This is a genomic window from Streptomyces argenteolus (assembly GCF_042902585.1).
In the GTDB taxonomy this organism is placed as follows: Bacteria; Actinomycetota; Actinomycetes; order Streptomycetales; family Streptomycetaceae; genus Streptomyces; species Streptomyces argenteolus.
The window spans coordinates 26,472-52,274 of the sequence record NZ_JBIBEG010000009.1 but is presented as its reverse complement, the minus strand read 5'-3'; the positions used below and the strand labels follow the sequence as shown (position 1 = coordinate 52,274).

General features: G+C 72.2%; 25 protein-coding genes. 10 read left to right on the top strand and 15 right to left on the bottom strand.

Translation table 11 applies throughout. The features are described 5' to 3' along the window. Positions 1–52 precede the first annotated feature (52 nt). Positions 53–1,267: an ROK family protein gene (locus ACFY8O_RS27340; protein WP_387906819.1), complete on the top strand. Its 1,215-nt coding sequence runs from the start codon at positions 53–55 to the stop codon at positions 1,265–1,267. Between the two features lie 115 nt (positions 1,268–1,382). On the opposite strand, the gene ACFY8O_RS27335 is transcribed toward ACFY8O_RS27340, so the two are convergent. The 3 genes from ACFY8O_RS27335 to ACFY8O_RS27325 form a co-directional block, all read right to left on the bottom strand. Continuing rightward, positions 1,383–2,276 carry a phosphotriesterase family protein gene (locus ACFY8O_RS27335; RefSeq protein ID WP_387906816.1) on the bottom strand — a complete coding sequence of 298 codons (894 nt, stop codon included), beginning with the start codon at positions 2,274–2,276 and terminating at the stop codon, positions 1,383–1,385. Further along, the gene (locus ACFY8O_RS27330) at positions 2,270–2,851 is read right to left on the bottom strand and encodes a DUF4865 family protein (RefSeq protein WP_387906813.1); all 582 of its coding nucleotides are present in this window, start codon (positions 2,849–2,851) and stop codon (positions 2,270–2,272) included. The genes ACFY8O_RS27335 and ACFY8O_RS27330 overlap by 7 nt, the downstream gene beginning before the upstream one ends. Positions 2,852–2,942: 91 nt before the next feature. Next, the gene (locus ACFY8O_RS27325) at positions 2,943–3,512 is read right to left on the bottom strand and encodes a TetR/AcrR family transcriptional regulator (RefSeq protein WP_387906810.1); all 570 of its coding nucleotides are present in this window, start codon (positions 3,510–3,512) and stop codon (positions 2,943–2,945) included. Between the two features lie 192 nt (positions 3,513–3,704). Between ACFY8O_RS27325 and ACFY8O_RS27320 the strand changes: the two genes are divergently transcribed. Beyond that, on the top strand, positions 3,705–4,004 hold the full coding sequence (locus tag ACFY8O_RS27320; RefSeq protein ID WP_387906808.1) for an SHOCT domain-containing protein: 300 nt from the start codon (positions 3,705–3,707) through the stop codon (positions 4,002–4,004). Positions 4,005–4,152: 148 nt separating this feature from the next. Here the strand turns inward: ACFY8O_RS27320 and ACFY8O_RS27315 are convergent, their stop codons facing one another. Then, on the bottom strand, positions 4,153–4,677 hold the full coding sequence (locus tag ACFY8O_RS27315) for an ATP-binding protein (protein ID WP_145810118.1): 525 nt from the start codon (positions 4,675–4,677) through the stop codon (positions 4,153–4,155). 213 nt (positions 4,678–4,890) lie between these two features. Beyond that, a complete protein-coding gene (locus ACFY8O_RS27310) occupies positions 4,891–5,238 on the bottom strand; it encodes a hypothetical protein (protein ID WP_387906805.1) in 348 nt (115 codons plus the stop codon). A gap of 226 nt (positions 5,239–5,464) precedes the next feature. Between ACFY8O_RS27310 and ACFY8O_RS27305 the strand changes: the two genes are divergently transcribed. Next, entirely contained in the window at positions 5,465–6,595 is a 1,131-nt protein-coding gene (locus ACFY8O_RS27305) for a PLP-dependent cysteine synthase family protein (protein WP_387906802.1), read from the top strand. A gap of 735 nt (positions 6,596–7,330) precedes the next feature. Here ACFY8O_RS27305 and ACFY8O_RS27300 read toward each other — a convergent pair. Both ACFY8O_RS27300 and ACFY8O_RS27295 read right to left on the bottom strand, forming a co-directional pair. After that, positions 7,331–7,765: an SRPBCC family protein gene (locus ACFY8O_RS27300; protein ID WP_387906800.1), complete on the bottom strand. Its 435-nt coding sequence runs from the start codon at positions 7,763–7,765 to the stop codon at positions 7,331–7,333. Between the two features lie 159 nt (positions 7,766–7,924). Continuing rightward, positions 7,925–8,353: a hypothetical protein gene (locus tag ACFY8O_RS27295; protein WP_387906797.1), complete on the bottom strand. Its 429-nt coding sequence runs from the start codon at positions 8,351–8,353 to the stop codon at positions 7,925–7,927. A gap of 209 nt (positions 8,354–8,562) precedes the next feature. On the opposite strand from ACFY8O_RS27295, the gene ACFY8O_RS27290 reads away from it, so the two are divergent. After that, positions 8,563–8,997, top strand: coding sequence for a VOC family protein (locus ACFY8O_RS27290; RefSeq protein ID WP_387907334.1), 435 nt, complete (start codon positions 8,563–8,565; stop codon positions 8,995–8,997). 126 nt (positions 8,998–9,123) lie between these two features. Here ACFY8O_RS27290 and ACFY8O_RS27285 read toward each other — a convergent pair whose 3' ends face one another. Further along, on the bottom strand, positions 9,124–9,954 hold the full coding sequence (locus ACFY8O_RS27285) for a DeoR/GlpR family DNA-binding transcription regulator (RefSeq protein ID WP_387906794.1): 831 nt from the start codon (positions 9,952–9,954) through the stop codon (positions 9,124–9,126). Positions 9,955–10,266: 312 nt separating this feature from the next. On the opposite strand from ACFY8O_RS27285, the gene ACFY8O_RS27280 reads away from it, so the two are divergent. Next, positions 10,267–12,576 (top strand): hypothetical protein, encoded by a 2,310-nt coding sequence (locus tag ACFY8O_RS27280; RefSeq protein ID WP_387907331.1) that lies wholly within the window; start codon positions 10,267–10,269, stop codon positions 12,574–12,576. Here ACFY8O_RS27280 and ACFY8O_RS27275 read toward each other — a convergent pair. From ACFY8O_RS27275 to ACFY8O_RS27250, 6 genes are all read right to left on the bottom strand, one after another. After that, positions 12,546–14,981, bottom strand: coding sequence for a right-handed parallel beta-helix repeat-containing protein (locus ACFY8O_RS27275; RefSeq protein WP_387906791.1), 2,436 nt, complete (start codon positions 14,979–14,981; stop codon positions 12,546–12,548). The genes ACFY8O_RS27280 and ACFY8O_RS27275 overlap by 31 nt on opposite strands. A gap of 213 nt (positions 14,982–15,194) precedes the next feature. Beyond that, positions 15,195–15,812: an Rv1733c family protein gene (locus ACFY8O_RS27270; RefSeq protein ID WP_387906788.1), complete on the bottom strand. Its 618-nt coding sequence runs from the start codon at positions 15,810–15,812 to the stop codon at positions 15,195–15,197. Positions 15,813–15,945: 133 nt separating this feature from the next. Then, entirely contained in the window at positions 15,946–16,770 is an 825-nt protein-coding gene (locus ACFY8O_RS27265; protein WP_387906786.1) for an MOSC domain-containing protein, read from the bottom strand. A 44-nt stretch (positions 16,771–16,814) separates the two neighbouring features. Further along, positions 16,815–17,312, bottom strand: coding sequence for a DUF6643 family protein (locus ACFY8O_RS27260; RefSeq protein WP_387906783.1), 498 nt, complete (start codon positions 17,310–17,312; stop codon positions 16,815–16,817). A 415-nt stretch (positions 17,313–17,727) separates the two neighbouring features. Further along, positions 17,728–18,432, bottom strand: a complete 705-nt coding sequence (locus ACFY8O_RS27255; RefSeq protein ID WP_387906781.1) for a hypothetical protein — start codon at positions 18,430–18,432, stop codon at positions 17,728–17,730. Positions 18,433–18,710: 278 nt separating this feature from the next. Beyond that, complete coding sequence (locus ACFY8O_RS27250; RefSeq protein WP_387906779.1) at positions 18,711–19,226, bottom strand: DUF3592 domain-containing protein; 516 nt, start codon at positions 19,224–19,226, stop codon at positions 18,711–18,713. A gap of 217 nt (positions 19,227–19,443) precedes the next feature. Between ACFY8O_RS27250 and ACFY8O_RS27245 the strand changes: the two genes are divergently transcribed. Then, positions 19,444–20,037 carry a TetR/AcrR family transcriptional regulator gene (locus ACFY8O_RS27245; protein ID WP_387906777.1) on the top strand — a complete coding sequence of 198 codons (594 nt, stop codon included), beginning with the start codon at positions 19,444–19,446 and terminating at the stop codon, positions 20,035–20,037. Between the two features lie 177 nt (positions 20,038–20,214). Continuing rightward, a complete protein-coding gene (locus ACFY8O_RS27240; protein WP_387906774.1) occupies positions 20,215–20,955 on the top strand; it encodes an SDR family NAD(P)-dependent oxidoreductase in 741 nt (246 codons plus the stop codon). Positions 20,956–21,146: 191 nt separating this feature from the next. Here ACFY8O_RS27240 and ACFY8O_RS27235 read toward each other — a convergent pair whose 3' ends face one another. Beyond that, the gene (locus ACFY8O_RS27235; protein ID WP_387906771.1) at positions 21,147–22,259 is read right to left on the bottom strand and encodes an ABC transporter substrate-binding protein; all 1,113 of its coding nucleotides are present in this window, start codon (positions 22,257–22,259) and stop codon (positions 21,147–21,149) included. A gap of 242 nt (positions 22,260–22,501) precedes the next feature. Here ACFY8O_RS27235 and ACFY8O_RS27230 point away from each other — a divergent pair, with 242 nt between their 5' ends. The 3 genes from ACFY8O_RS27230 to ACFY8O_RS27220 are packed head-to-tail and all read left to right on the top strand — an operon-like array spanning position 22,502 to position 25,719. Next, on the top strand, positions 22,502–23,302 hold the full coding sequence (locus ACFY8O_RS27230; protein ID WP_387906768.1) for an alpha/beta fold hydrolase: 801 nt from the start codon (positions 22,502–22,504) through the stop codon (positions 23,300–23,302). A 2-nt stretch (positions 23,303–23,304) separates the two neighbouring features. Further along, complete coding sequence (locus tag ACFY8O_RS27225) at positions 23,305–24,579, top strand: PP2C family protein-serine/threonine phosphatase (protein WP_449341831.1); 1,275 nt, start codon at positions 23,305–23,307, stop codon at positions 24,577–24,579. A gap of 24 nt (positions 24,580–24,603) precedes the next feature. Beyond that, entirely contained in the window at positions 24,604–25,719 is a 1,116-nt protein-coding gene (locus tag ACFY8O_RS27220) for an NADAR family protein (RefSeq protein ID WP_387906763.1), read from the top strand. Positions 25,720–25,803 lie beyond the last annotated feature (84 nt).

Sequence of the window (25,803 nt, the reverse complement as noted above, 5' to 3'; positions counted from 1 at the left end):
GCGGGATGCCGGAGCGTCGGCAACGGCTCCGGATCATGGGAGACTCGCCCCCATGAACGGCAAGTCGACCACCACGCGGACGAAGCTGGAGAGGGGCCGCAGCGCGCTCGGGCCCGCCCTGGAGCTCGTGCACACCGGGCGTGCTCCCACCCGCGCCGTGCTGACCTCGGAGCTGGGTGTCACCCGCGCCACGGCAGGCGCGGTGGCCGCCGAGCTCGAAGCGCTCGGGCTCATCACGGTCGACTCCAGCCCTGGTTCCGCGGCCGGTTCGCAAGGCCGCCCCTCGCACCGGCTGTCCGTCCACGACAGCGGTCCGGTGGCCCTCGCGGCGCAGGTGCATTCCGACGGCTTCCGCGCGGCGCTCGTGGGGCTCGGCGGCCGGATCGTGGCCACGGCACCGAAGTGCGTCGCCGTCATGGCCGATCCCGCACAGGTCCTCGGCGAGGTCGTCGACGCAGGTGCCAGGCTCCTGAGCGAGAGCGGACTGCGCTGTGTCGGCGCCGGACTGGCCGTCCCCTCGGCCGTCGCCGAACCCGAGGGCACGGCGCTCAACCCGCTGCACCTCGCCTGGCCGGCCGGCGCCCCCGTACGGGAGATCTTCTCCGCCTGCGTACGCGCCGCGGGCATCGCCGGACCGGCGTTCACCGGGAACGACGTCAACCTCGCCGCACTCGCCGAGCACCGGCACGGCGCAGGGCGCGGCGCCCAGCACCTGCTCTGCGTGGCCACGGGGCACAGGGGAGTGGGCGGCGCGCTCGTCCTGGACGGCCGTCTGCACAGCGGGAGTTCGGGTCTCGCCCTGGAAGTGGGGCACCTCACGGTCAACCCTGAGGGACGCCCCTGCCACTGTGGCGGACGCGGATGCCTCGACGTCGAGACGGACCCTCTCGCCTTCCTCACCGCCGCGCGCCGCGAGCCGGGCCCCGAGGAGTCCCTGCTCAAGCAGTCCGGAGACCTGCTGCGCGCGGAGTACGACGACCCGCAGGTCCGCGCAGCCGCCGAGGAACTGATCGACCGGCTCGGCCTCGGGCTCGCCGGGCTCGTCAACATCCTCAACCCCGACCGGATCATCCTCGGCGGGCTGCACCGCGACCTCCTGGAGGCGGACCCGGAACGGCTGCGCGCGGTGGTGGCGGACCGCAGCTTGTGGGGTCGGAGCGGGAGCGTGCCCATCCTGGCCTGCACGCTGGACCACAACAGCCTCGTCGGCGCCGCCGAACTCGCCTGGCAGCCCGTGCTCGACGACCCGCTGGCGGCGCTGGCCTGAGCGGCGCGGAGCGCGGGGGCCGCGACCTCCGCTCGGGCCGGGGACGGCGGGGCCCTGGCCGCGCCGGGCCCGCGCCTGCCGGCCGGACCGCTGCCGCTGCGCAGGCCCCGCCCGCTCAGGCCGCTGCCCGCGCGAAGGCCCGAGCCGGATTCGCGACGAGGATCGTACGCAGCAACTCCCCGCCGAGCGCGCGCTCCAGGCGGGGGCGCAGTCGCCGCAGCAGGTAGGGCATGCCCGGAGTCTCCGGGACCGTCGTGTCCCCGCCGAGCAGCAGCCGGTCGCCGAACCCGGCCTCCGCGAGCGCGGCGAGCTGTTGCGGCAACCGCCAGTCGGTGGCGTGGTGAGCGCGCGAAGGGCCGTCGAAGGCCAGGAACGCCCCCGCCCGCGCGGCGTCGAGCTGCGCCTCGCCGTCGGGGAAGCGGCCGAGATGGCCGAGGATCACCCGTCTCGGCTCCACGCCCAACGTCCCGCACAGCAAATCCAGTACGTCCGCGGCTGCCGTGCCCAGCTCCAGATGGACGGCGATCGGCGCTCCCGTGCGGTGATGGGCCCCGGCAGCGGCCGACATGGTCCGCCCGGCGTGCTCGTCGATGCCGTGGAAGGCGCCGGCCACCTTGATCAGCCCGGCCCGGACACCCGTCGTCCCGATCCCCCGAGTGATCTCGGTGACGAACAGCTCCTCCAGAGCCGGCATGATCCGGTCGAGCACGTCGGCCGGGTAGTGCACGGCGTGGTGCAGCCCGGTGGCGGCGACCACCCGGACTCCGGTCTCGCGCGAGAGGGCAGCGAGGTCCTCGGGCCGCCTGCCCATCCCGTACGGGGTCCACTGGACGACGGCCCGCCCGCCGAGCTCGTGGAAGCCCCGCAGCCGCTGCCCGGCCAGCTCACGGTCGTCCAGTTCCTGGCCCGGGAGCGCGGGGGTGCGGATGAAGAGGTGGTCGTGGGCGTCGCAGAGGCCCAACTCCCCGGCAGGCACGTCCCCGAGGACCGTCCGGACCAGGCTCACCACTGCCTGCCCGAGCCCAGCAGGCCGCGCTCCGGGGCCGAGAGGTGCAGCACCTCGTAGCGGTCGCCCGGCCCTGCGGGAGGCTCCTGCTCCCAGAGCGTGAAGTGGAGCAACTCCCAGTGACGTGGATCGACGGCCAGCGCCTCGGCGACCGTGCCGGGACGAAGGGCCGCGCGGCGGTTCTCCTCCAGCGCCGCATCCACCGCCTCCGCCGGACGGACCGTGTCGGGGATCCGCTCCCGGCGGCGGACCGCCGTGCGGGGGAGTGCGCCCGAGGCGGGGCCCTCCTGGAAGGACAGACCGGTCCAGTGCCGCACCGAGGGACGGCCGAAGTCGTCGACGACGCCCTGGAATCCGGGGCCCCAGAGGAAGGAGTTCATGCCCTCGGGGGCGGACCACAGATACAGCGGGGCGTACTGGTTGACCGGCGAGGCGTCACCGCGTTCGCGGATCAGGTACGCCTTCATGCCCAGCCCGGCGAAGTCGTCGAGGAGATGTCCCCGGGTCGCCACGCGCTCACGAATGATCTTCATGTCGTAGTCGGCGGGCAGGGTGATCTCGTACTGCATGGCGTGCATCGCATGCTCCTCGGAGGTGGTTGCGGTGCGCGGCGGCCCCGGACCGCCGCGTGGCTCGGGTGACTGCTCGGGTCCCTGGCGCGGGCGCGATTCAGGCCGGATCCGTGTGCCGGACCAGCAGGGAGAGCAGACCTCGCACCCCGGCGTCGAAGGCGGCGGTCGAGCCGGAGGCACGCGCCAGGACGTAGCCGCCCTGGACGGTCGCCACGACGGCCGCGGCGATCTCGTCGGGAACGATGCCCGGAGTGAACTCCCCTTCGTCCAGACCCTCCTGGACGATCTCGGCGAGCCGTCCGCGCAGCCAGCCGAGCGTCTCCTCGACCGGTGCGCGCAGCGCCTCGCTCGCCACCACGTCGGGATCCATCGTCAGTCGTCCCACCGGGCAGCCCTTCAGCACGTCGCGTTCGCGCAGCAAGTACGCCGAGATCCGGTCGAACGCCGTGCCGGGACCGTCCAGCAGCTGCCCGGCGGTCTCCCGCATACCGGCGGACGTGCGGACCACCGCCGCGAGCGCCAGGTCGGGTTTGCCGGCGAAGTGGTGATACATGCTGCCCTGGCCCGCCCCTGCCCGCTGCTGGATCGCCTTGGGACTGGTGCCGACATAGCCGCGCTCCCACAGGAGCTCCTGGGTGGCCTCGATCAGCCGGTCCGGAGTACTCATGCCGCGACTGTACATACCAGTAGGTACAGAATCCAGGGCCGTGGCCGCGTTGCGGCGGAGCAGCCTCGGCGCGTCACCTACTCCTGCCGGTGTACGCGCGCTGCCGCCGCCCGTACGACGTTTCTGCCGACGCGCCGAGACAGGCTCGTAGATGAGGCGAACACACGAACCCTGACCGAGGAGCTGACCGAGATGCACACCCTGGCACAGACCGGAGGGCCCGGGCCCTGGATCCTCTTCTTCCCACTTGCCTGGGCGGCCGTCGCCATCGGCGTCGTGACGCTGCTGCGGCACACCGCCCCGCGCCAGCGCCGTGCCCCCTGGCGGCAGCCGCAGGGCATGCGCGGAGGTGCTCCGGCCGGCGAGCGGTCGCCGATCGACCTCCTGGGGCGGCGGTTCGCCGCGGGGGAGATCGACGAGGACGAGTACTGGCGCAGGCTCTCCGTCCTGGACGAGCCCTACGGCCGCTACGACAAGGACGGCCCGGCGTGACGCCGGCCGGGCCGAGGGCCCGGCGAATCGGCGTCGGACGCACCACGGCGGGAGCGCGTCGATCTCGGCGATCGACGCGCTCCCGTGCATCCGGTGGCCCGGGCCGGCGCTCCGGACGCATCCGGGCGCCGGTACCGCTCCGTGGGCGTCAGCCGACCACGGCCGATCTGGCCCGGGTCCGCACCGCGACCGGTTCCATGAGGATGCTGGGCCCGGAGTCGAACGGCCCGTCGGTCGTGGACCCGTACACCGGGAGAGGAGGGAGGGCGCTGGTGAAGGACGGCGCGGACAAGGTGAACCAGACGGCCTTACCCGTGCCGTTACTCGGTCGTACGCCCCAGCTCTCGCTGACCGCGGCGATCATCGCCAGTCCGCGCCCCGAAGTGGCGGACGCATCGGCATCGCACACGGTCGGCAGCCGGGGGTCATGGTCGTGGACGGAGACCGTCAGCCGGTCGAGCAGCAGCTCGATCTCGACGGTGCACGATTTGTCCGGCTCTGCATGCCGGTGGACGTTGGTCAGCAGTTCGGTGACACCCAGTGCTGCCGGATCGATCAGAGGATCGAGATGCCAGTAGCGCAGTTGCGCCGAGATGATTCTGCGGACCTGACCGATCCGCGACGGCAGGGCCTGGAGCTCCACCGCGCAGTGCCTGCTTGGCTCGCTGATCACGGCTGCGACTCCCCGAAATAGGTCCGGAAGAAGACGAAGGAACGGATCCAGCAGATGGCTCGCTGCTGTTTCTGGTCATGCGTGGTCCGCCCTGTGTGGGTCCCGGCGAGGCGGCTCTCGCTGTCACCGCCGGTGCACCATCAGTGACGTGTGACCAGAGTGACCCAGGGGGTTGACGTCCGCAACTCGCGGTGTCCGCGCCGGACCACAGCGTCAGCCGCGCCGCCCTGCCGCACCCCGCAGCGCGGCCAGGAACCGCCGGACCGGCACGGCGCCACCCGGTCTGCGGTTGCGCTGGCCCATGGTCAGCCGGTACCGCACCCCGTTGATGCGCGCGATCGCCGAGTCGGAGGCCAGGAACCACGGCTTGCCCGCGCTCACCGCCGACACCGGGGCGCTGGCGATCTCACGGCCGTTGCTCGTCAGCAGCACGATCCGGCCGTCCTTGACGATCACTTGCCCGGCTCTGGTGAGCGAGCGCGCCCACCGCCGGATCCTGACGTCGCTCGCGCTGAAATCCGCCGTCCCGTATTCGGTCGCGCTGAATTCCGTCTCGGCCATGACGACTTCGCCCCCCTTGTGCCGGCTTCTGCAAGTCTGCCCCGGACGGGGCGCGCGCACCAGGCCGCCTGGGGACCGTTTCTGTCCGGCTTCCCGCACCGGGCGTCCGGAGGGCCGGGAGGAGTGGGCCAAGGGAAGGCTATGACAGGCCAAAGGAAACGTTTGCGCAGGTGAGGGGAATATCGTGGAGTCCCAGGAGCACGCCGTCACCCGAAGGAGACCGCCGATGGACACCAGTGAGAACAGATCTACGGGCGGCGTCACGGAAACCCTGGACATCGACCGCAGCGATCCCGACTACCGCGCGTGGCTCAAGGAAGCCGTACGCAAGGTCCAGGCGGACGCGAACCGTTCGGCGGACACGCATCTCCTGCGCTTCCCGCTGCCCGACCGCTGGGGCATCGACCTCTATCTGAAGGACGAGTCGACGCACCTCACCGGCAGTCTCAAGCACCGGCTGGCCCGTTCGCTCTTCCTGTACGGGCTCTGCAACGGCTGGATCCGTCCGGGCAAGCCGGTCATCGAGGCGTCCAGCGGCTCCACGGCGGTCTCCGAGGCGTACTTCGCGAAGCTGATCGGCGTGCCGTTCATCGCCGTGATGCCCCGGACCACCAGTCGCGAGAAGTGCCGACTGATCGAATTCCACGGCGGCCGATGTCATTTCGTCGACGACTCGCGCCGTCTGTACGAGGAGTCGGCGGCCCTGGCGGCCGAGACCGGCGGCCACTACATGGACCAGTTCACCTATGCCGAGCGCGCCACCGACTGGCGGGGCAACAACAACATCGCCGAGTCCATCTACCAGCAGCTGAGGCTGGAACGGTACCCGGAACCCACCTGGATCGTCGCGACCGCCGGCACCGGGGGCACCTCCGCGACCATCGGCCGCTACGTCCGCTACATGCAGCACGACACCCGCATCTGCGTGCCCGACCCCGAGAACTCCTGCTTCTTCGACGGCTGGGTCCGGAACGACCCGCAGGCGACCAGCGACTGCGGCTCGCGCATCGAAGGCATCGGCAGGCCGCGGATGGAGCCGAGCTTCGTGCCCGGGGCCATCGACCGGATGATGAAGGTGCCCGACGCGGCCAGTGTCGCCGCCGTACGGGTGCTGGAGCGCGCCATCGGCCGCAAGGCGGGGGGCTCGACCGGCACCGGCCTCTGGAGTGCGTTCAGGCTCGTCGCCGAGATGGTGGAGCGGGGCACCACCGGCAGCGTGGTGGCGCTCTTCTGCGACCCGGGCGACCGCTATCTCGACAAGTACTACTCCGACGAGTGGCTGAGCGCACAGGGCCTGGACATCCGGCCGTACAACGACACGATCGACCGATTCCTGGCCACCGGGACGTGGCCGTGACCACTGTGGCCGCCGGGTGATCCGAGCCCTGGCCGGGAGGGTCCAGGCCTTCCTGGCCTGGGTCCTGCGGGGCCCAGGCGATGTCCGGGCGGTCGCCCGGCCGGGGCGGCCGAGTGCCCCACTGTCCGGCTCACGGGCGAAGGGGCGGGATGCGCAGGTGATCCCGAGGCGGCCGGTCCGGCTTGCGGATGCCCGGCCCACCGGGTCGCGCACCGGTGATCGCGGTCCCCTGGCCGACGAAGCGACGGGCCACGCGGGTGCAGTCAGCATCTGCGGTGCCACCACGGCAACTCGGGGTCTGCCGCCGGTTCGTGATGCGTTCTTTCCAGGAGCACCGTGTCCAGGCGCTCCACCTGCACCCGTAGTTCGTGCGCGGCCCTCGGCGGCAGCATGAACAGGGCGTCGTGCAGCGTGTCCCGGGCCCATCCAGCACCGCAGCACGAACAGGTGAACTCAGCTTCCCATCGCCTCCACGGGCGTTTGCCGCCGTGGGCGCGTACGGACCACACGCTCAGCGCCACTGCCACGAGGCCCGGGGACAAGCGCTCCCGTTCGAGCGCGCGGACGGCGGCGTTCGCCGCTCCCGACAGACCCGGGACATCGCGATACCGCACCCAGGGGCTTCCCCGGCCGCGTTCGCGCGACCGAAGTGAATCCGGTGTTCTACGCGGCACGGCACCTTCGGACGCATGTCATGGACGGCCGCCCCACGGTCCGGGACGGCCCGTACCGAACCTACCCCTCCAGCAGGGCGCTCAGTACCCTGCCGAAGACCCGGCGCCCGGCGCTCGCCACCACCGGATCGCCCCAGCGGGGCAGCAGCGCGACCCGGATCTCCTCCACCCAGATCACGTGCGAGCCCGAACCGGTCGGGCAGACCTCGATCGAGGCGCGGCCCCGCACCACCGAACCCCGCTTCTCCAGGCGGCAGAGCCCCGCGCGCCCCGCGGCGGGCGGCGTCCATCGTACGACCTCCATCGGGTCGTCGAAGCCCAGAGGCCCGAGGCCTGTCCGCGCCACGAAGACCGTCCCGGCCCGGGTGGGCAGGCCCGTGGGGACGGTGACCGAGGTGAACGGAACGGAGGCGCCGTGCCGCTCCCAGTCGGTCACCCGTCGCCACGCCTCGGCGGCGGGCAGGGGCGTGAAGCGCTCGATGCGGAATACGGCCACGCACCGATCCTAGGACGTCCGGCGCCCGCGGGCCGCGGAGCGGAACGGACGGACAGCTGTGCGGACCGAGAGCGGGGAGCGGGCGACCGGCTCCCCGACTGCGCCGGGCGCGTCCACCCACGCCCCCGGCCCGCGCAGGCTTCCCCCGGACCGCCCTCGTCACCCAGGGTCGCTCGTGCCTTCCCGCTCGATGTCCTTCCTCGGTACGCGGCGCCAGTCCCATCGCGGAAACCGGCCGAGGAGGGCGAGGAACTCCTCGGCGGGCAGCAGGTCGCCGTGGTCGGTGTCGACCAGCCCGCGGAAGCCGGGCAACAGGTGCCCGAGGAGGGCACGGATCGCCTCCATGGACTGCCCCGACACGTAGAACCCGCGGGGTTCACCGATCAGGGCCGTGATCTGGTCCAGTTCCTCCTGCTCGAAGTCCGACAGGATCCCGCCCGTGAGGTCCAGGTAGTACGAGTACTCCCGCCAGTGCAGGCGCTCGGCGCCCGTCGCGGGATCCGGGAAGACGCCGAGAGCGCGTATCGGCTCCTCGAACGAGGAACCCAGCTCCGCGGGGGCGAGCACGACGACGGACGGCCAGGACACGGTGCACCTCCGGGGCGACCGTATCGGAGCGGCTCTCCAGGAGGCCTCGGTTTTCGCCGTCCGGGCGGTCACCCGCGCCGCGCCGGAGGGAACATGCTGGATTCCGTCCCTCGCGGGTGTCGAGAATGCGGCACCGGCTCCGTCCCAGGGGTACGAGTGGCCAGAACGGTCCGCGTGACGAACAGGAGCACCCCGTGACGATTCAGCGGATGGACAACGTAGCCGTCGTCGTCGACGACCTGGAGGCCGCCGTCGCGTTCTTCACCGCGCTCGGGATGGAGCTGGAAGGCGAAGCGCGGATCGAGGGGGCCGTGGCGGACCGGATGCTCGGCCTCGACGGGGTCCGCAGCGCCATCGCGATGATGCGCACCCCGGACGGCCACGGCAAGCTGGAGCTGACGAAGTTCCACGCCCCCGCGGCGGCCACCGCCGCACCGCTCGACCCGCCGCCGCACACCCTGGGCCTGCACCGTGTCATGTTCGCCGTCGACGACCTCGACGACACGATCGCCCGTCTGCGCCGCCACGGCGCCGAACTCCTCGGCGAGGTGGCGCGCTACGAGGATGCCTACCGACTCTGCAACCTCCGGGGCCCCTCGGGGATCATCGTCGCTCTGGCGGAACGGATCGGTCAGGTCTCCTGAGGCCGGGGCCGGGGCCGGGGCCGGGGCCGGCGCCGGTACGCGGACGCAGGAGGTCGTCGTGCGATGACGCACGGGACCGCGCGTGGCCGAGCTGCGACGGGTGCTCCCAGGAGGGCGGGAGGGCCCTCAGGCGTCCGGGGAACCGCCCGCCACCACCAGGCCCGGCAGATGCTCCTCCATCTCCTCGCGGGCCTCGTCCGGCAGGCCGGCGTCCGTGACGAAGGCGTCCACCTCGTCGAGCGTCGCGAAGGAACTGAGCCCCACCGTCCCCCACTTGGTGTGGTCGGCGACGACCACGACCCGGCGGGCGGCCCGCACGAAACGGCGGTTCGTCTCGGCCTCGGCGAGATTGGGGGTGGAGAGACCGGCCTCCACCGAGATCCCGTGCACCCCGATGAACAGGACGTCGAAGTGGAGCGAGCTGATCGCGCGGTCCGCCACCGGCCCGACGAGCGAGTCCGACGGCGTGCGGACCCCGCCGGTGAGCACCACCGTGGCCGCCGCCGACCTTCCCCCGCCCGGCGCCGTCGGACGCTGCGAGGAGTGGAACACGTCCGCGACCCGCACCGAGTTCGTCACCACTGTCAGCCCCGGCACGTCGACGAGGTGCCGGGCCAGCGCGAACGTGGTCGTACCGCCCGAGAGGGCGATGGCGCTGCCGGGCACCGCCATCACGGCGGCGGCACGGGCGATGTCCTCCTTGGCGCTGAGCTCCAGGGTCGACTTGGCCTCGAAGCCGGGCTCGTGCGTGCTCGCCTCGACGACCGGGACGGCCCCGCCGTGCACCTTCTCGATGACTCCCTGGCGCGCCAGCGCGTCCAGGTCACGGCGGATGGTCATGTCGGAGACGCTCAGCTTGCGCGTCAGCTCGTTGACCCGGACACCACCGCGCTTGCGCACGTCGTCGAGGATGAGCGCGCGCCGCTGTTCGGCGAGCAGGTTCTGATTCTCGCTCAACGCCGGCCCGGCCCTTCGCTCTGTCCGCACGGTCCCGCAGCTGCCCTGCGGGACGGCCTCATCCTCCCACGCACGCCCGCCGGTCATCCCACTGGGGAGATTCGGTGCAAGTCGGTGCGGTGGGTGCCTCCCTTCCGGGATGGTGGTGACTGCGCATCAGATCGGAACCAGCCGTCCCCCTCCCGCCGGCCGCGAACCGGAGGGACCAGAGAGCGAGTCACCGAATTGCCCCCTGCCCCTCAGTCCGCACACGGCGGCGGCACCGCGCTGGAACTCCTCGTCCACGGCGTCGGCGGCGCCACTCCGCAGGAGATGCTCGGCGACCCGCGTACGACCAGGATCACCGGTGACGCCACGGCCGCGATCTACCGGCGTACCGAGGACGTGGAGGCCGAGCAGGACCCCGAACGGCACCGGGAAGGCCCCGTCGCCGAGGCCTACTGCTGGTCCAACCTCACCTCGGGCAACGGTTCCCGCGCCCTGTGGCTGCTCCTGCTCCCCTTCATGGTGGTCAACCTCGCCCACTGGATGCGGCCCACCGCACGAGGGCTTTCCGGCACGGTCCGGTTGTACGGGGTGGTCGTCAGGCTGGTCGCCCTCAGTCTCACCGTGCTGCTGACGGCCGCCGTCTGTGAGGTGGCACTCGACCTCGTGGCCTGGCAGTGCGCGGGCACCGCCGGATGCGCGGACCAGCGGTCCTGGCTCGGCTTCCTGTCCGCGGGACAGGACGGATGGTTCTCCCAGCCGGGCCGCAGGCTGTCCGTCGCCGCGCTCGTGCCCGTCGCCCTGGTGGGACTGCTCTGGTACCTCTCCCACCGCACCTGGAGCGCCTACGAAGCTCAGCGCCCCCTGACCTGGGACGAGCCGGACGGCCCGCAGCCGGACGACGAGGAGGACGAGCCGGCCCCGCCCGGAGCGCCGAGGGCCCGCCCGGCCCTCGGCAGGCCCGGCTTCTGGTACGGCCGCAGGCTGGTGGCCCGGCTGCGCGCCGCGCACACCGCGGCGGGATTCCTCACGGTCGCCGCCACCGTGGGCATGGCCGCGGCGCGGCACGACAGGACCACGGGCGGGCCCGTACCGGAGGCGATCGGCGTCCTCTTCGAGGCAACGCTCGTCCTGTGCGCACTCGTGGTCGTCGCGGTGGTCTGCCACCGGGGGCGCAGCGAGCGCCGCGTCGACACCCTCCTCGACCGCGCCGTGACCACCTACCTGCCCGGCGCCGCACTGGTTCTGCTGGCCGTCGCCGTGGTGTACGCGGGCTGGGCCCGTCCCGGCTGGGAGTCCTCGGGCGCCCTGCCCGGTGAGACGGCCTTCCGCGTCCTCACGCTCGGCCAGGGGCTGCTCGTCGTCGTCCTGGCCGTCGTGGCCCTGCGTCTGTACCGGAGCGCACCCGAGTCCCGCACCACCCTGCACGGGCTCGGGGGCCCTGCCGTCGCCATGCTGGCCTGCGCCCTCGGCGGTGTGATGTCCGGCGGAATCTCCCAGCGGGTCGCCGACTGGCTCGACGGGCCCGGGACGCCCGGTATGGGCGCCGGTTCCGCCATACCGGGCCCGCCCGTCCTCCTCAGCTGGCAGGCGTCCGTCATCCCCGTCCTGCTGCTGCTCCTCATCGTGCCCCTGGTCTGGCTGGGAGCACGCACCGCGCGGCGCGCCCGGCGCCTGGGCCCCGTCGTCGAGGCGGAGTACGAGGAGGAGCACCCGGAGCCCGGCCGCACCGGGCAGATCGCACGCATCAGGGCCGCCGCCGCCCTCACCGACTCGGCTCCGGGGATCCTCGGACTGCTCTCCGGCGCCACCCTGTTCCTCGGCGCCGCGGCGGTGACGGGTTCCTGGCTCACCGGCGATGTCCCCGGCCTCGCGATGGACGACGCGGCCCCCTTCGTCGAGGCGTTCGCCGAGGCGGCCCAGGCGACTGGATCCTGGCTCATAGGGGTCGGTGTGATCGTCCTGGTCACCTGTGGCCGCCGCGCCTACCGCGACGCCTCCACGCGGCGCACCATCGGCATCCTCTGGGACGTGGGCACCTTCTGGCCGCGCGCCGCCCACCCCTTCGCGCCGCCCTGCTACGCCGAACGGGCCGTTCCGGACCTCTCGTCACGCATGTGCGCCTGGACGGGACGCACCCGCGGCCGGCTCGTCATCTCGGGCCATTCCCAGGGCAGTGTGCTCGCCGCCGCCGCCGTCTGGCAGCTGCCCGACGCGGCCCGGCGCAGGGTCGCGCTGCTCACCTACGGCTCTCCCATCGAGCGGCTGTACGGGCGGTGGTTCCCCGCGTACTTCGGGCCCGCCGCGCTGTACGGGCTGCACCGGTCGGTGCACTGCTGGCGCAACCTCTGGCGTGCGACGGACCCGATCGGCGGGCCCGTGCGGATCGACGAAGGCGACGGCCCCGAAGTCGACCGAGGGCCGCTGAAGGATCCCCTGGTCTACGGCCGGACCCCCGAACTCCCTCTCCCCGAACCCGTCCTGGGCCACTCGGACTACCAGGCCGACCCGGTCTTCGCCGTGGAGCGTGCCGCGCTCCTGGAACGGCTCGGGCCCGTCGTGCCGCAGCAGACGGAGAGGAGCACCCGGAGGGCCGCAGGCGGGACTCAGGGCAGCGCGGGGAGGTCCTCGGGGTAGAGCATGGTCAGGTCGTCCGTGCTCGGCTCCGTGAGCTGGGCGACGCGGCCCGCGTGGCGTTCGACCATCGACTCGAAGGTCTGGCGGGCCGTCCGGCCGTTACCGAAGGCGGGGCCCTTGGGCAGCGCGGTGAAGTACGTGAGCAGCGCCTCCCCGGTCCCCTCCGCCAAGCTGTACTCGTGCTCCTCGCTCTGCTGCTCCACGATCCTGAGCAGCTCCTCGGGCACGTAGTCGCTGAAGGTGATGGTCCGGGAGAAACGCGAAGCGACCCCGGGGTTGACGGTGAGGAAGCGCTCCATCTCGTGGGTGTATCCGGCGACGATCACCACCACGGCGTCCCGGTGGTCCTCCATCAGCTTCACGAGGGTGTCGATGGCCTCCCGGCCGAAGTCGCGTCCGGAGTCCTCGGGCGACAGGGCGTACGCCTCGTCGACGAACAGCACCCCGCCACGCGCCCGGTCGAAGGCCTCCTGCGTACGGATGGCCGTCGACCCGATGTGCTCGCCGACCAGGTCGACCCGGGACACCTCCACGAGATGGCCGTGCTCCAGCACGCCCAGAGAGGCCAGGATCTCTCCGTACAGCCGGGCCACCGTCGTCTTGCCCGTACCGGGGGAGCCGGTGAAGACCAGGTGGCGGCGGACCGATGCCGCCTTCAGGCCGGCCAGCTTGCGGCGGCGGCCCACCTCGATCATGTCGGTCAGCGCCCGGACCTCACGCTTGACGCTGTCCAGGCCCACCAGGGCGTCGAGCTCACCGAGGACGGCGCCGGAGTCCCGCACCGGCTCGGCGGGAGCCGGCACCACGGCAGCCGGTTCGGCCGTCCGCTGCCCGGGCATCGACCCGAGCAGGCCGGGTGTGCTCTGGGTCGCCGTCAGGACCGCCGGGGCCGGGGGAGTGGCACCGCGCAGACCGCTCTCGTCGCTGGTGCAGTCCGTGGCCACCGGGCCGCCCGTCTGCCCGTCGCCATGGGCGGAGCCCTCGGGGAACTCGTACCCCCCGCGCGCGCACCGCTCGGTACGGCAGCGCGTCAGGGTGGAGCGGCAGCCGTCCATCACATGGAAGCCGTAGCCCTCGCTCCCCGTCACCCGGCAGCTGTCGAAGGTGCCGCGCCCCTCGGCGGAGACGTAGAAACCGGCCTCCGCAGGTGAGGTGACCGTGCAGCGCTCGATGGTCGGGTCGGCGCCCTTGGTGACGATCACACCGGTCTGCGCCGCGTCGATGGTGCAGTTGTTCAGCGTGCCGCCACTGCCGTGGTCACGGAACCATGCCCCGGTCGACGCCTCACGGATACGGCAGTCGTCGAGCTGGGCGGTCGCTCCGTCGCTCACCGAGACCGCCGTGTTGCGGATCTGGGAAAGATCGCTGTCCACGACGTCGGCGCGTGATCCGCGGTCGAGGACGAACAGCGCGTCGGGCACGTCGTGGACGCGGCACGAGTCGAGTATCACGGTGGCCCCGTCGCTGACCCAGACCGCAGGGTAGTCGCCCGTGCTGTCGTGGATCTCGCACTGGTTGGCGTCGACCCGGGTCCCCGGGTCCCAGACCGAGAGGCCGTTACGGCCGAACCTGCGCACGGTGGAGCGGGTCAGGGTGAGCACCGAACGGGACCGCAGATCGACCGCGTTCTCCGGGATGTCGTGGATGTCGCAGTCGGCGAGCGTCAGCACCGCGTCGGTGTCCAGCGTGACGCCGTCGGCGGACGTGCGGTGCACCGTGCAGTCGGTGAGATGGGCGGTGCCGCGCGAGGTGACCTGCACACCGCTGCCCTTGATCTCGTACACCTCGCAGCCCACCGCCTCCAGGCTGCTCCCCTCCCCGGTCACGCTGAGGCCCGCGCCCGAGGCGTGGTGCACCCGGGAGCGTTCGAAGCGGGGGTGCGCGCCGTCGCGCACCGAGACCGCGGACTGCCCGGCCGAGACGACCTCGCACTCCTCGAACACGCCACCGGCGCCGTCGAGTACGGCGATGCCCACACCGGCCGGATTGTCGACGGTGCAGCGGCGCACCGTCGGCCTGGCCGCGCCCCGGACCTCCATGCCGGCCGCCGACCGGGTCACGATGCGCACATCCGTGAGCTCGGGCGCCCCCTCCTCCACGAGCACCGCGGGGGCGGCCGAGTCCTGGCCCTCCACATGGAGGTCCTGGACGACGGCGGAGGCGCGGACGGTCAGGGGCACCCCGTCGGCCGGTGCGATGCGCACGGAGCCGGCGGAGCCCTCGGGACCGCGCAGTGTCACGGCACGGCTGATGACGAGGTTCTCCCGATACGTACCGGGGGCGACGGTGAGGATGTCACCCTCCGCTGCGGCCTCCAGGGCGGCGGTGAGGGAAGCGTATTCGCCCGTACGGCGCCGCCATCGCGATGTGCCGGTGTGCGTCACCTGGACCGTGCCCTGTGCCATGGTGCTGCTGTGCCCCCACCTCGTGCCGTGCGCTGCCTCGTGCCTGACCGCATGTGCCGGGGCCGCCGCGTACTCCGGCAGCCCGCTGCTCCGCCTGCCGAGGAGGTCGGGCGGGCCGGTCCACCGTAGCGCGCGCGGCGGGCGCGAGTTGACGGGTAGGCCGTCGAAGAGCCTGCTGGGGCGTGCGCGCATGGCGCGGGCGCCCCCCTCGGGTCAGCTCCCCGTACCCGTTCTGCCCCAGTCCGGGCCGACTTCCGCCCAGGCGCGGTCGAGCCGCTCGTAGCGCCGGAGCGTCATGCGCCAGACGACGAGTCGGCGGACGCCTTCCGTCAGCCCGCCCACGAGCACCGCCACACCGACGCCGGCCAGCACCGCGTGCGTGCGCGCCGTGGGGGCGTCCATCGGGCGCATCGCCGGCCGGCCCTCGCGGTCGGTCCAGATCTGGATCCGGGTGCCGGGGGTGGTGACTTCGGACGCGGTCGACACGGTGCCTGTACGCGCCGTGCCGTCCGGGGCACGCCACCCGGCCACCACCGACCTGCGGGTGGTGTCCTCCGTGACGGCGGTCTCGGGGTCCTGGGCGAACAGGGAGCCGCCGGAGGCCCCTCTGACCACCACGGCCGATGTGAGATGGCGCTGGGCGTGCTGGGAGCGCACCACCCGCTGGAGCGCCTCATCGGTGAGGGAGCCGGACACCCAGCCGAGCACCGGCGCCGCCAGCACCATCATCAGCAGCGCGACCAGCGCCACCCACGCCTCGTGACGGTCGGTGGGGCGGCACACCGGATTGTGGCGCCACCGCCGGATTCCCAGAACCGCTCGCACAGTCATGCACCCCCTTCCCTGTCCGTGATAACCCGGCAGGAGGGCGAATACGTCCCCGGTCGGCGAAGAGAGAGCAACCTCACGCCGTCAACACTCCGTCTACCCGCGCCAGTTCCCCGTACGCCACGATGTCGCGCCGTCAGCCGAGGACCCGCAGCGGATCTCCGACCCGGATCACCCCGGTGCCCTCCGGGATCAGGTTCTGGCCGAAGAGGAGCTCCTTGCCGGCCCGGCGATGGCGGGCGAGCGTACGCAACGGCTCCCTGCCTCGCTCCGCCGTGTGCTGGTCCGTGGTGGTGACGACGCACCGGCCGCACGGCTTCACCACGCGGAACACGACCTCCCCGATCGCGATCCGCTCCCAGTCGTCCTCGGCCCAGGCAGCCGTGCCGTCCACGACCACGTTCGGCCGGAACCTGTCCATCGGCAGCGGTCCCTCGTCCGGATGATCGCCCATCGCCACCAGCACGTTGAGGGCGTCCAGCGACGCGCTCGTGGTGAGGAGCAGCGGGAAGCCGTCGGCGAGCGAGACGGTCTCGCCCTGAAGGCCGAACGCGGGATCGACGGGCCTGCGGTGCGACGGCGCGTCGAGATGGACGAGCCGGACCTCCGCACCGAGGCGCGCGCTGAACCAGGCGTGAGCGGCCCCGGCCGCCTCCACCACATCGACCTTGCTCCGATGGAGCTCCGCGACGAGCAGGCGCCCCGGCTCCGGCACCTCCACGCGCAGCGGCTCACCTCCGGGCCCGGACAGGGCGACCCCGCCACCGGCCAGCGGTTGCGCGGACAGCACTGTCATGCGGGGCTGCTGACGCTGGGTGACGACTCTGCCCGCGCCGTCGATCAGCATCCAGCGGCGGTCGCCGCCGAGTCCCCATGGCTCGACGGCGGCCTCGTCGACCGCGCAGGCGGCCAGCGACTTGACGGGATGGATGCGCACGGCGCCGAGGGCTGCGGAATGCATGCGCCCATCCTGCCAGCACTCCTGCCGCGGGGTTGTCCCGCCGCTCAGTACCCCCGGCCCTGGTACGGACGGTTGTACGGGTCCTCGTACGGGGACTGGGCGGGTGCGGGCGCGGGGCGCGGCGTAGCGGGGCGCATCGCCTCGTATCCCGTGCCGGGCCGCTGCGGCTGCTGTTGCGGCTGCTGCTGGTAACCGCGGGGCGCCGAGGGCTGCTGCGGGATGTACGGGGCCGGTGCGTGCTGCAGCTGTGCGGGCTGCATCATCGGCGCGGGCTGCATCCCGGAGTTCTGGTACTGCGGCTGTGCCGTCTGCTGCGGGTAGCCGTAGGACCCGGTGTGCTGCGACGGGGCCGCGGGCAGGGCGGGCAGCGCCGACGGCAGGGCCGGCAGATAGCTGTTCCCGGTGTCGTAGGCAGCGGGGACCCGGATCGGAGCGATCTGAGGGGTCCCCCGCTCGGCGACCAGGGAGTCGTAGATCGGGGTGTCGGGGAACGACGGCGTGGCGTAGTAGCCGCTGCCGTAGGTGGAGCGGGGGGAGGTCATGACACATAAGTTAAGCCCACGATGTGCTGGTTGGGGAGCCCCAATCTTGGGGTTATCCGTTTTACGCTGCTTTTGTCGGCCTCACCTGCCAAGACCGCGTCAAAGCCTCCGTTAACAGGGAGGGATTTCCGTCGACGGGGGTGGCTAACAAGAAGTGTCGGACGCGCTACAAAGGGCGACATCCGTGCGTCGCTGCCCAGTCCGAACGGCTTCCCGGCCTCGCGTGCCCGCAGCGTGCCGCCTATCGGTGGATCATCGAACGGCAACCGCAGGAGGCACGCCACCGGCGCCGCGGCGCGCGCCGGCATTTGCCGTCCGTGCGCCTCCTCTTCGGGCGTGGGCGGCCCGTCGGATCCCCTCCGATCCCGAAGCCGAACCCCCCTGCCAGGAAAGGGGGATTGCCCGGCGTTATGGATCAGGAGCCGAATGGGAGCCGAGAGCCCGAAGGGCAATCGGCTCCCCGGAGATCAGCGGAGCAGCGCTCCCCGCAGCGTGATTCCGTGGCGCGTGCGCAGCCGCCGCAGCTCCCACATCGCCACGGCGGTGACGGAGAGGGGGGCCCGGCGGTGAAGACCACCCACACCCCGAACGGCACACCGTCGTACGTGCCCCGGAACACGTCGAAGAGGGCGACCTCCCACACGAGCAACGTGGCGAGCAGCGGCGGAACCGTCTCGTGGAGGTCGGCCGTCCGGAAGACGTGCACGAGCGACTGTGCGATGCCGTAGAGGGCGAAGGGGGCCAGCCACAACAGGAAGGCGCCCAGGGCGAGGAGGAGCGCCACCCGCCCCGCGGACGCCGTCCAGTCCGTGTCCTCGTCGACGTAGCCCAGCCCTGTGATCAGTCTCGGCACGGCGAGCGTGGCGACCAGCGCGAGCAATGCGCCGGCGGGCTTGCCCACGCGGCGCAGGAACAGCCGCCGGTGGGGTGGTCGGGCCGCGGCGACGAAGGCGGCGACGGCGACGGGGAAGGTCACCCCGAGCGCGATGAGGGTGGTCCGGATCTGGCCGAAGCGGTCGTCGACGACGGCGTCCGCGTCCGGGGCGAGCCCGTAGGAGAGCAGCATCCACGTGACGGCCACCAGGCCGATGACCGTACGCAGGACCTGCACTCTCTTCACGGCGGGGTCCTGCACGCGATCCGGACGTGACGGCGTGAAGACCGCACGCCCCACGGCGATGGGGTTGAAGAGGCGCCCGACGGTCAACCGGTGAGCCGGCGGCTGCCACGGCCCCGGCGGCTGTCCGCCCCCGTACGGATTCCACGGAGCCCCGGCCCCGCCCCCGTTTCCGCTCATTCCCCTGTCCTTCCCCTCGCCCGCCCGCAGACGCGGGATGAGGCTACGCGGATCTTCGTGTGGGGAAACGCCTCATTCCCCCTCCGGCCGGAACCTCCGCGTCACGGTTCGATCCACGTGTCGGGATCGGCCGCTGCCGACGCATAACCCTCCAGAATCAGCACTCCCACGTAGGCGACCGCGGCCATCACCACGAGGAAGCCGCACAATGCGGCGAGTATCCGTAACGTCTCGTCGAGGCCCGGCTTTTCCTCTCCGGTCACGACCACGGCGCTCGCCGGTCGCCCCGGCAGGTAGGCGACGGTCAGTTCATCACCCTCGCGTGTCGTCCCGGGGACGAACATGTCCTCGAAACGTATGAGCTCACCGTCGGGTCCGGTGAATCCGAGGACGAAACGTCTCTTGAACCTGCGTGGGTGTTCCGGTGGTTCCAGGGAAGGGTGGGACGATCCGTAGTAGGCATGGATGCAGCGGGCCGAGGTGTGCACACCGACGCGCACGACGCGTCGCCGCCGGGCGCCGTCCACGAGGGCGTACCCGATCAGGTAGCACCCCAGGGCCACGACGAGCCCCACGAGTACCAGGAACACCGCGGTGAGTACCTCGAACACGGCCACGGGGGAGCGATACCCGACAGCGCATCCGTGGAATCGCATCCACACGCGCCACAAAGGGGGGTGAGGGCCCGATGCGGGTGCCGTGCGGCCCGATCGTGGGGCCCCGGTGAGGCACGGGTTGCAAACCTACCTACCAGTAGGTAGGTTTGGGGAGTGGGTCGACGCACACCACCCCCATCCGCCCCTTCCGCCGTACCGGCACAGGAGTCAGCACGCCATGCCCCGCCAGACCGACACCCGTACACGCGCCCGTGACGAGTTCGCCCGTCGGCTCGCCGACTGCGGCTACGCAGGCGTCTCCCTCGACGACATCGCCAAGGCCGTGGATGTGAGGAAGGCCAGCCTCTACCACCACTTCCCCGGCGGAAAGCCCGCCCTCTTCATGGAGGTCGCCGACCACTACACGCAGGAGGCGGCGGCGCTGCTCCAGAGCGCACTCGCCACCCCCGGCGGCCTGCGCGACAAGCTTCTCGCCCTCGCCGCTTCCTACGCCCACGGGACCTACAACTCCGCGCTCAGCAACCAGATCTACTACGCGATCGGGCACCTCGACGACGCCCGGCGTGACGAGGTCTCCACGGCCTATGTGCGCGGTCTCATCCAGCCCGTCACGGACCTCATGGCGGCGGCGGTCAGCGCTGGTGAACTGCGCACCGGCGACCCGGGGTTCCTCGCCACCGCCTTCATGGAGCTCGCGGCCACGGTCCAGCCGGCGTCACCTCAGGACTCCTCCGCCCCGTCGTCGGCGGATCGCCTCGCACAGGACGTCGTGGATCTCTTCCTGCACGGCGCGGCCCCGGACGCTCCGTGACCTGCTCGCCCGCTCGTACGCGGATGGACCACTCGGGTACGAGCGGGCGAGGTGACAGGAACCCGTCGCGGCCGAGCCGTGCGGTGCCCGTCCTCCGCCGAGCCTCCCGCCCGGAGGCCGAACGCCAGGTCCGAATGACGCCAGCGTCCGGCCGTGGTTACGGCAATGCTCGACGACATGAAGCGACTTGAAGGAAACGTGGCCTTGATCACGGGCGGCAGCCGGGGTATCGGCGCCGCCGTGGCGGTACGCCTGGCCGAAGAAGGGGCCGATGTGGTCCTGACGTACGAGAACAACGCGGAACGCGCCGAGCAGGTGGTGGAGCGGATCAAGGAGAGCGGGCGCCGGGCATCGGCGGTCCGGGCCGACAGTGCCGACCCTGAGGCACTCGTCGCCGCGGTGGACGAGGCCGCCGCGATGTTCGGCGGACTCGACATCCTGGTCAACAACGCCGGGGTCTTCCTCGTCGGCCCACTCGAAGACCTGGGGCCGGCCGAGATCGATCGGACCCTGGCGGTGAACGTCCGGGCGCCGTTCGCGGCCTCCCAGGCGGCGGCGCGTCACATGAAGCGGGGTGGCCGCATCATCAGCATCGGCAGCAACGTCGCCGAGCGCGCGGTCTTCCCCGGGCTTGCGCTGTACTCGATGAGCAAGACGGCTCTGGCAGGGATGACGAAGGGCCTGGCCCGAGAGCTCGGCCCGCGCGGAGTCACCGTCAATCTGGTGCATCCTGGTCCCACCGACACGGAGACCAACCCCGCCGACGGCCCGAACGCCGAGGTGATCTCCGGTTTCACGGCTGTGGGCCGCTATGCGGAGCCGGCCGAGATCGCGGCCACCGTGGCCCACCTGGCGAGTGCCGACGGCGCGTACATCACCGGAGCCTCGATCTCCGTCGACGGAGGCTTCTGCGCCTGACCGGACGCTCGGCAGCCACGCCGAGCGGCAGGCCCGCGGGGGTGACGGCCACCGCGTGATCATCGGAGACGGTCGCACGGTGCCGGACCGGACCGGGAGCGACGGGCCGGTCCGGCACCTGGACCCCAGGGCGCCAGCGGGGCATCCACCGCCCGCCGGCGGACCGCGGCGACCGGACCTGCGAAGACCCCTCAGCCGGAGTGCAGGACGCGGAAGCGATCGGGGCGTGCCGGATCCCGGTCGACGACCTGGACCGGTGCCCAGGCCCATTGGAGGACTCCGATGCCCGGTACGCGGGAGAACCGGATCCGCCCGCGGGTGCCCTCGACCGCGACGCGCGGCCAGGACGCGGCGGTGCGCACCCGGTCCGTGCCGTGCGCACGCAGCACGTCGGCGAGCACGGTGACGGTGTCGTAGCCCTCGAACGCGACGAAGGACGGCGCGGTGGCCAGCCGCTCACGCAGGGCCGAGCCGACCCGGGTGCCCAGCGGGCCCAGGCGCTCGGGCAGGTAGCGCAGGAAGGGGATCGCGGCGCCGTCCTCGCCCAGCGCGTCCACCCAGCCGGGGAACTCCGGCTGCCCGGCCGGTGCACCGATCAGGACGTCCGTGAGCCGCTGGTCGCGACGGACGGCCCTCACGAGGGGTACCGCCGGCTCCGGGGCGCCGACCAGCAGGAGGAGGGCCGTCGCACCGCTGCCCGCGAGTGCGTCGCACACGTCTGCGGCGGTGAGCGTGCGCATGTCGAGTTCGACGACGGTGCCGCCGCGTGGAGTGAGGTGGTCCCGCAGGATGCGGGTCCCGGACGCCCAGTACACGCTCGGCTCGGCGGCCACGGCGATGCGGTGGTGGCCCGCGCCCAGGAGGTGGTCCGCGTAGATCCGCCAGCCGTGGGACTGCGCCGGGGCGAGCCGTGCGACCTGGTCCGTGGGGCGGTCGGTGAGCGTGTCGAGGACCGCCGAGGAGCAGAGGAAGGGCAGGCCGAGGGCGTCGGCCCGTGCGGCGGCGGCCCGGGCGACGACGCTGTGGTACTCGCCCGCCAGGGCGGCTACCCCCAGGCGGGCCAGCTCGTCCACGGCCGCCGCGGCCCGGAGTGGATCGGCCGCCGTGTCCCGGACCACCAGGTCCAGGGGCCTTCCGCCGATCCCGCCGGCGTCGTTGACCTCGTCCACGGCCAGCTCGAGTCCGGCGAGCAGGTGCCGGCCCGCTTCGACCCAGCCGGGCCGGGTCAGCGGAACCAGGGCGCCTATCCGGACGGGGGACCCGTCGGCCTGTGCCGTTTCCGGCGGTGAAGGTGGTGTGCTCATGCGTCGGCGTCTCCCCTGTGTGACGGCTCGGTCGGCGTGTGCCCGGACCGCGGCGTGGCGGGACCGGTGACAGGGATGCATCCCACCCCATCCCGTCGTGGCGGGCGCACCCGGGTGGCCCGTGTGCGGTGCGGGGCCTGACGTCCCGCTGCCCGGCATCGTCACTGCGGGTGATGTGCGCTGCTCGGAGCGGGCCACCGGCGCGCCGGGCCGTCTCGTGCCGACGGTGTCAGGATGTTCTCATGGACGTGCGCAAGAGGAACCGGGTATCGGTGACCGGCCGCGAGGGCGGTCCGGTGGTGATGCTCGCCCACGGCTTCGGCTGCGACCAGAACCTGTGGCGTCTTGTCGCGCCCGTCCTGGAGGAGCGCTTCCGGGTGGTCCGCTTCGACCACGTGGGCGCGGGGCGCTCCGACGCGTCCGCGTGGAGCCGGGAGAAGTACTCCACCCTGGACGGCTACGTGCAGGACGTCATCGAGATCTGCCGGGACCTCGGCCTCGGCCCCGTGACCTTCGTCGGTCACTCGGTCAGCTCCATGATCGGTGTGCTCGTCGCCGTCAGGGAGCCCGAACTCTTCCACAAGCTGATCCTCCTCACCCCGTCGCCGTCGTACATCGACGAGGGTGACTACCGGGGCGGGTTCAGCGCGGAGGACATCGACGAACTGCTCGAGTCGCTGGACAGCAACTACCTGGGCTGGTCCGCCACGATGGCACCGGTGATCATGGGAACCCCCGAGCGCCCCGACCTCGCCGAGGAGCTGACCAACAGCTTCTGCCGGACGGATCCGGAGATCGCCCGCGTGTTCGCCCGAGTGACCTTCCTGTCCGACAACCGCGCGGACCTCGCCGGGGTGACCGTCCCCACGCTCGTCGCCGAGAGTGCGCACGACACGATCGCCCCGCGCGAGGTGGGCGCCTTCGTCCACGACCGGATCCCCGGGAGCGAGCTGGTGACTCTCGACTCGACGGGGCACTGCCCTCAGCTGAGCGCCCCCGAGGAGACGGCCAGGGCGATCATCGCCTTCGCGGAGAGGCCGTGACGGTGCACCCGGACGACGAGGGGGCCGGCGGGGCGAGCACGGAGGGGGACCAGGAGCAGGAGGAGCCCTTGTTCTCCGCCCTGCCGCAGGACAGCGCCGAGGACCTGTACGAGAACGCGCCGTGCGGCTACCTCTCCACCCTGATGGACGGCCGGATCGTCAAGGTGAACGGCACCCTGCTGAAATGGCTCGGTCACCGCCGCGAGGAACTGGTCGGCCGACGGCATTTCTCCGACCTGCTGACCATCGGCGGCAGGCTCTACCACGAGACGCACTTCTCGCCGTTGCTGCGGATGCAGGGTGAGGTCAGCGGCATCGCCCTGGAACTCAAGGCCGCGGACGGCAGCCGGTTGCCCGTCCTGGTGACCTCCACCGTCAAGCTCGGCCCCGACGGAGAGGCGTTGCTGATCCGCACCACCCTGCTGGACGCGCGGGACCGGCGCACCTACGAACGGGAACTCCTGCGAGCCCGGCAGGAGGCGGAGCACGAACGCGCCCGCCTGCACCGCCTCGCCACCACCCTCCAGCGCACCCTGATCCCGCCGGTCCTCGAATCGGTCCCGGGCCTGGACGTCGCCGCCCGCTACCACTTCGCGTCGTCCGACGAGTTGGGCGGGGACTTCTACGACCTGTTCCCGCTGGCCGCCGGACGCTGGGGGTTCTTCATGGGGGACGTGCGGGGCAAGGGTGCGAGCGCCGCCGTGGTGACCTCGTTGGCGCGGTACACCCTGCGGGCCGCAGCGGTCTCGAATCCGGTACCGGCCACCGTCCTGGCCAACCTCAACACCGCGCTGAACCGTGAGTTCCAGGAGGACGAACCACGCTTCTGCACCGTCCTCTTCGGTCTGCTCACACCCGCCCGGGAGTGCGCGGGATTCCATGTCGTCCTGGCAGGGGGCGGTCACCCCCCTGCCCTGCTGCTGCGTGCCGACGGCAGTGCCGAGCCGCTGCCCACGCCGGGCGGCCAACTGGTCGGGGTCGTGGAGGACGCGCAGTTCACCACCGTCACCGTGGATCTGAGGCCGGGGGACACACTGCTGCTCTACACCGACGGCCTGACCGAGGCGCGCACCACGGCCGACGGCGAACGCTACGGAGACGAAGCCCTCCTGGCGTTCACACGTGACCTCGCGCCCGCGTCGGCCGCCCGTACCGTCGAGGCACTCGCCGTGCTCCTGGACTCCTTCGGCGAGGGCCTCGACGACGACACCGCACTCCTGGCGATGGGCGTGCCCCCGCCGCTCGGCGGGGCCGCCGAAAAGACCGGTGGTCCCTGACGCCCGACGCGGCAGAATGACCGGATGATCGGCAACCGGATCACCTACCGAACGGCGGACGGCGTCCGCATACCCGGCACGTGGCGTCACACCTTCATCCGCAACGGCGGAAACTACTTCCTCACCGACCTCTTCGTCTACGCCGACGGGCTCATCGACTGCTGGGGCCTGGTCACCCTCGACGAGTTCGAGGGCAAACTCCGCTCCGGCTGGGTGGCCACCGACCTGCCGGAAGGCGGCAGGGTGTCGGCCCACGGCCTGGCCGACTGGAAGTTCGACGAGCCACACACCTGGCTCACCCCCGAACTGCTGCTCGCCGAGGTGCGGGACACCATCGACCAGCTGAACGGCAGGCCGGACTCGACCGCGCGGTGCCTGGCCGCCGTCGACGTCTTCCTCGCCGACCGGACCGAGGAGAACCGCGCCACCGCCCGGGCCGCTTACCTGGCCATTCCCGAGACCCGGCGCCACTACGCGCTCGGCGACATGGACCGGAAGGACGGGCCGCTGCGGGTGCTGGTCGCCGGGCCGGGCGGCACGACGGAGGGCTGGGACGACGAGCCGGTCTCCCAGAGGACGTACGAGAGCGCTCTCGCCTACTTCGAGGAGCGCGCCCGGCTGATCGCCGAACGGCCCTCGCGGGTTCCCGCCGACGGCCCGGTGACACCACACGCTCCGGCGATCCATGTGCCCCACTCCTACCCGCGCACGAGGACCGGCGACCCCGGCAAGGGCGGTCTGCGCAACGACTACCCCGCGCCCGTGGGCATCGACGGCGTCACCTACCCGTCCGCCGCCCACGCCTACTGGGCCCTGTCGGTCGCCGACGCCACGGTGCGAACCGCCGTCGCGTCCGCGGACACGTCGTACGCGGCGAGGCGGCTGGCCGCCGACGCCGTCCGGCGCGAGGGCTGGGAACACGCCCGCACCGCCGTCATGACGACCCTCCTGCGCGCCAAGTACGCGCAGCACCCCGACCTGGCGGAGATACTTCTGGCGACCGGGGACGCGACCCTCGTCTACGACGACGCGGACTCCGGCTTCTGGGGTGACAACGGCGGCGGGGGCCGCAACTGGACAGGACGTCTGCTCGAACTCGTACGCTCCGAACTGCACGCCCGGCGGGCGGGCATCGGCTAGAGGCCACCGCTGACGGCGCCGGTCCGTCACCCGCCCGGCGTGGGGCGGGAGGCCGATCACCCTCGTGTCCGCACGGAACCAGCG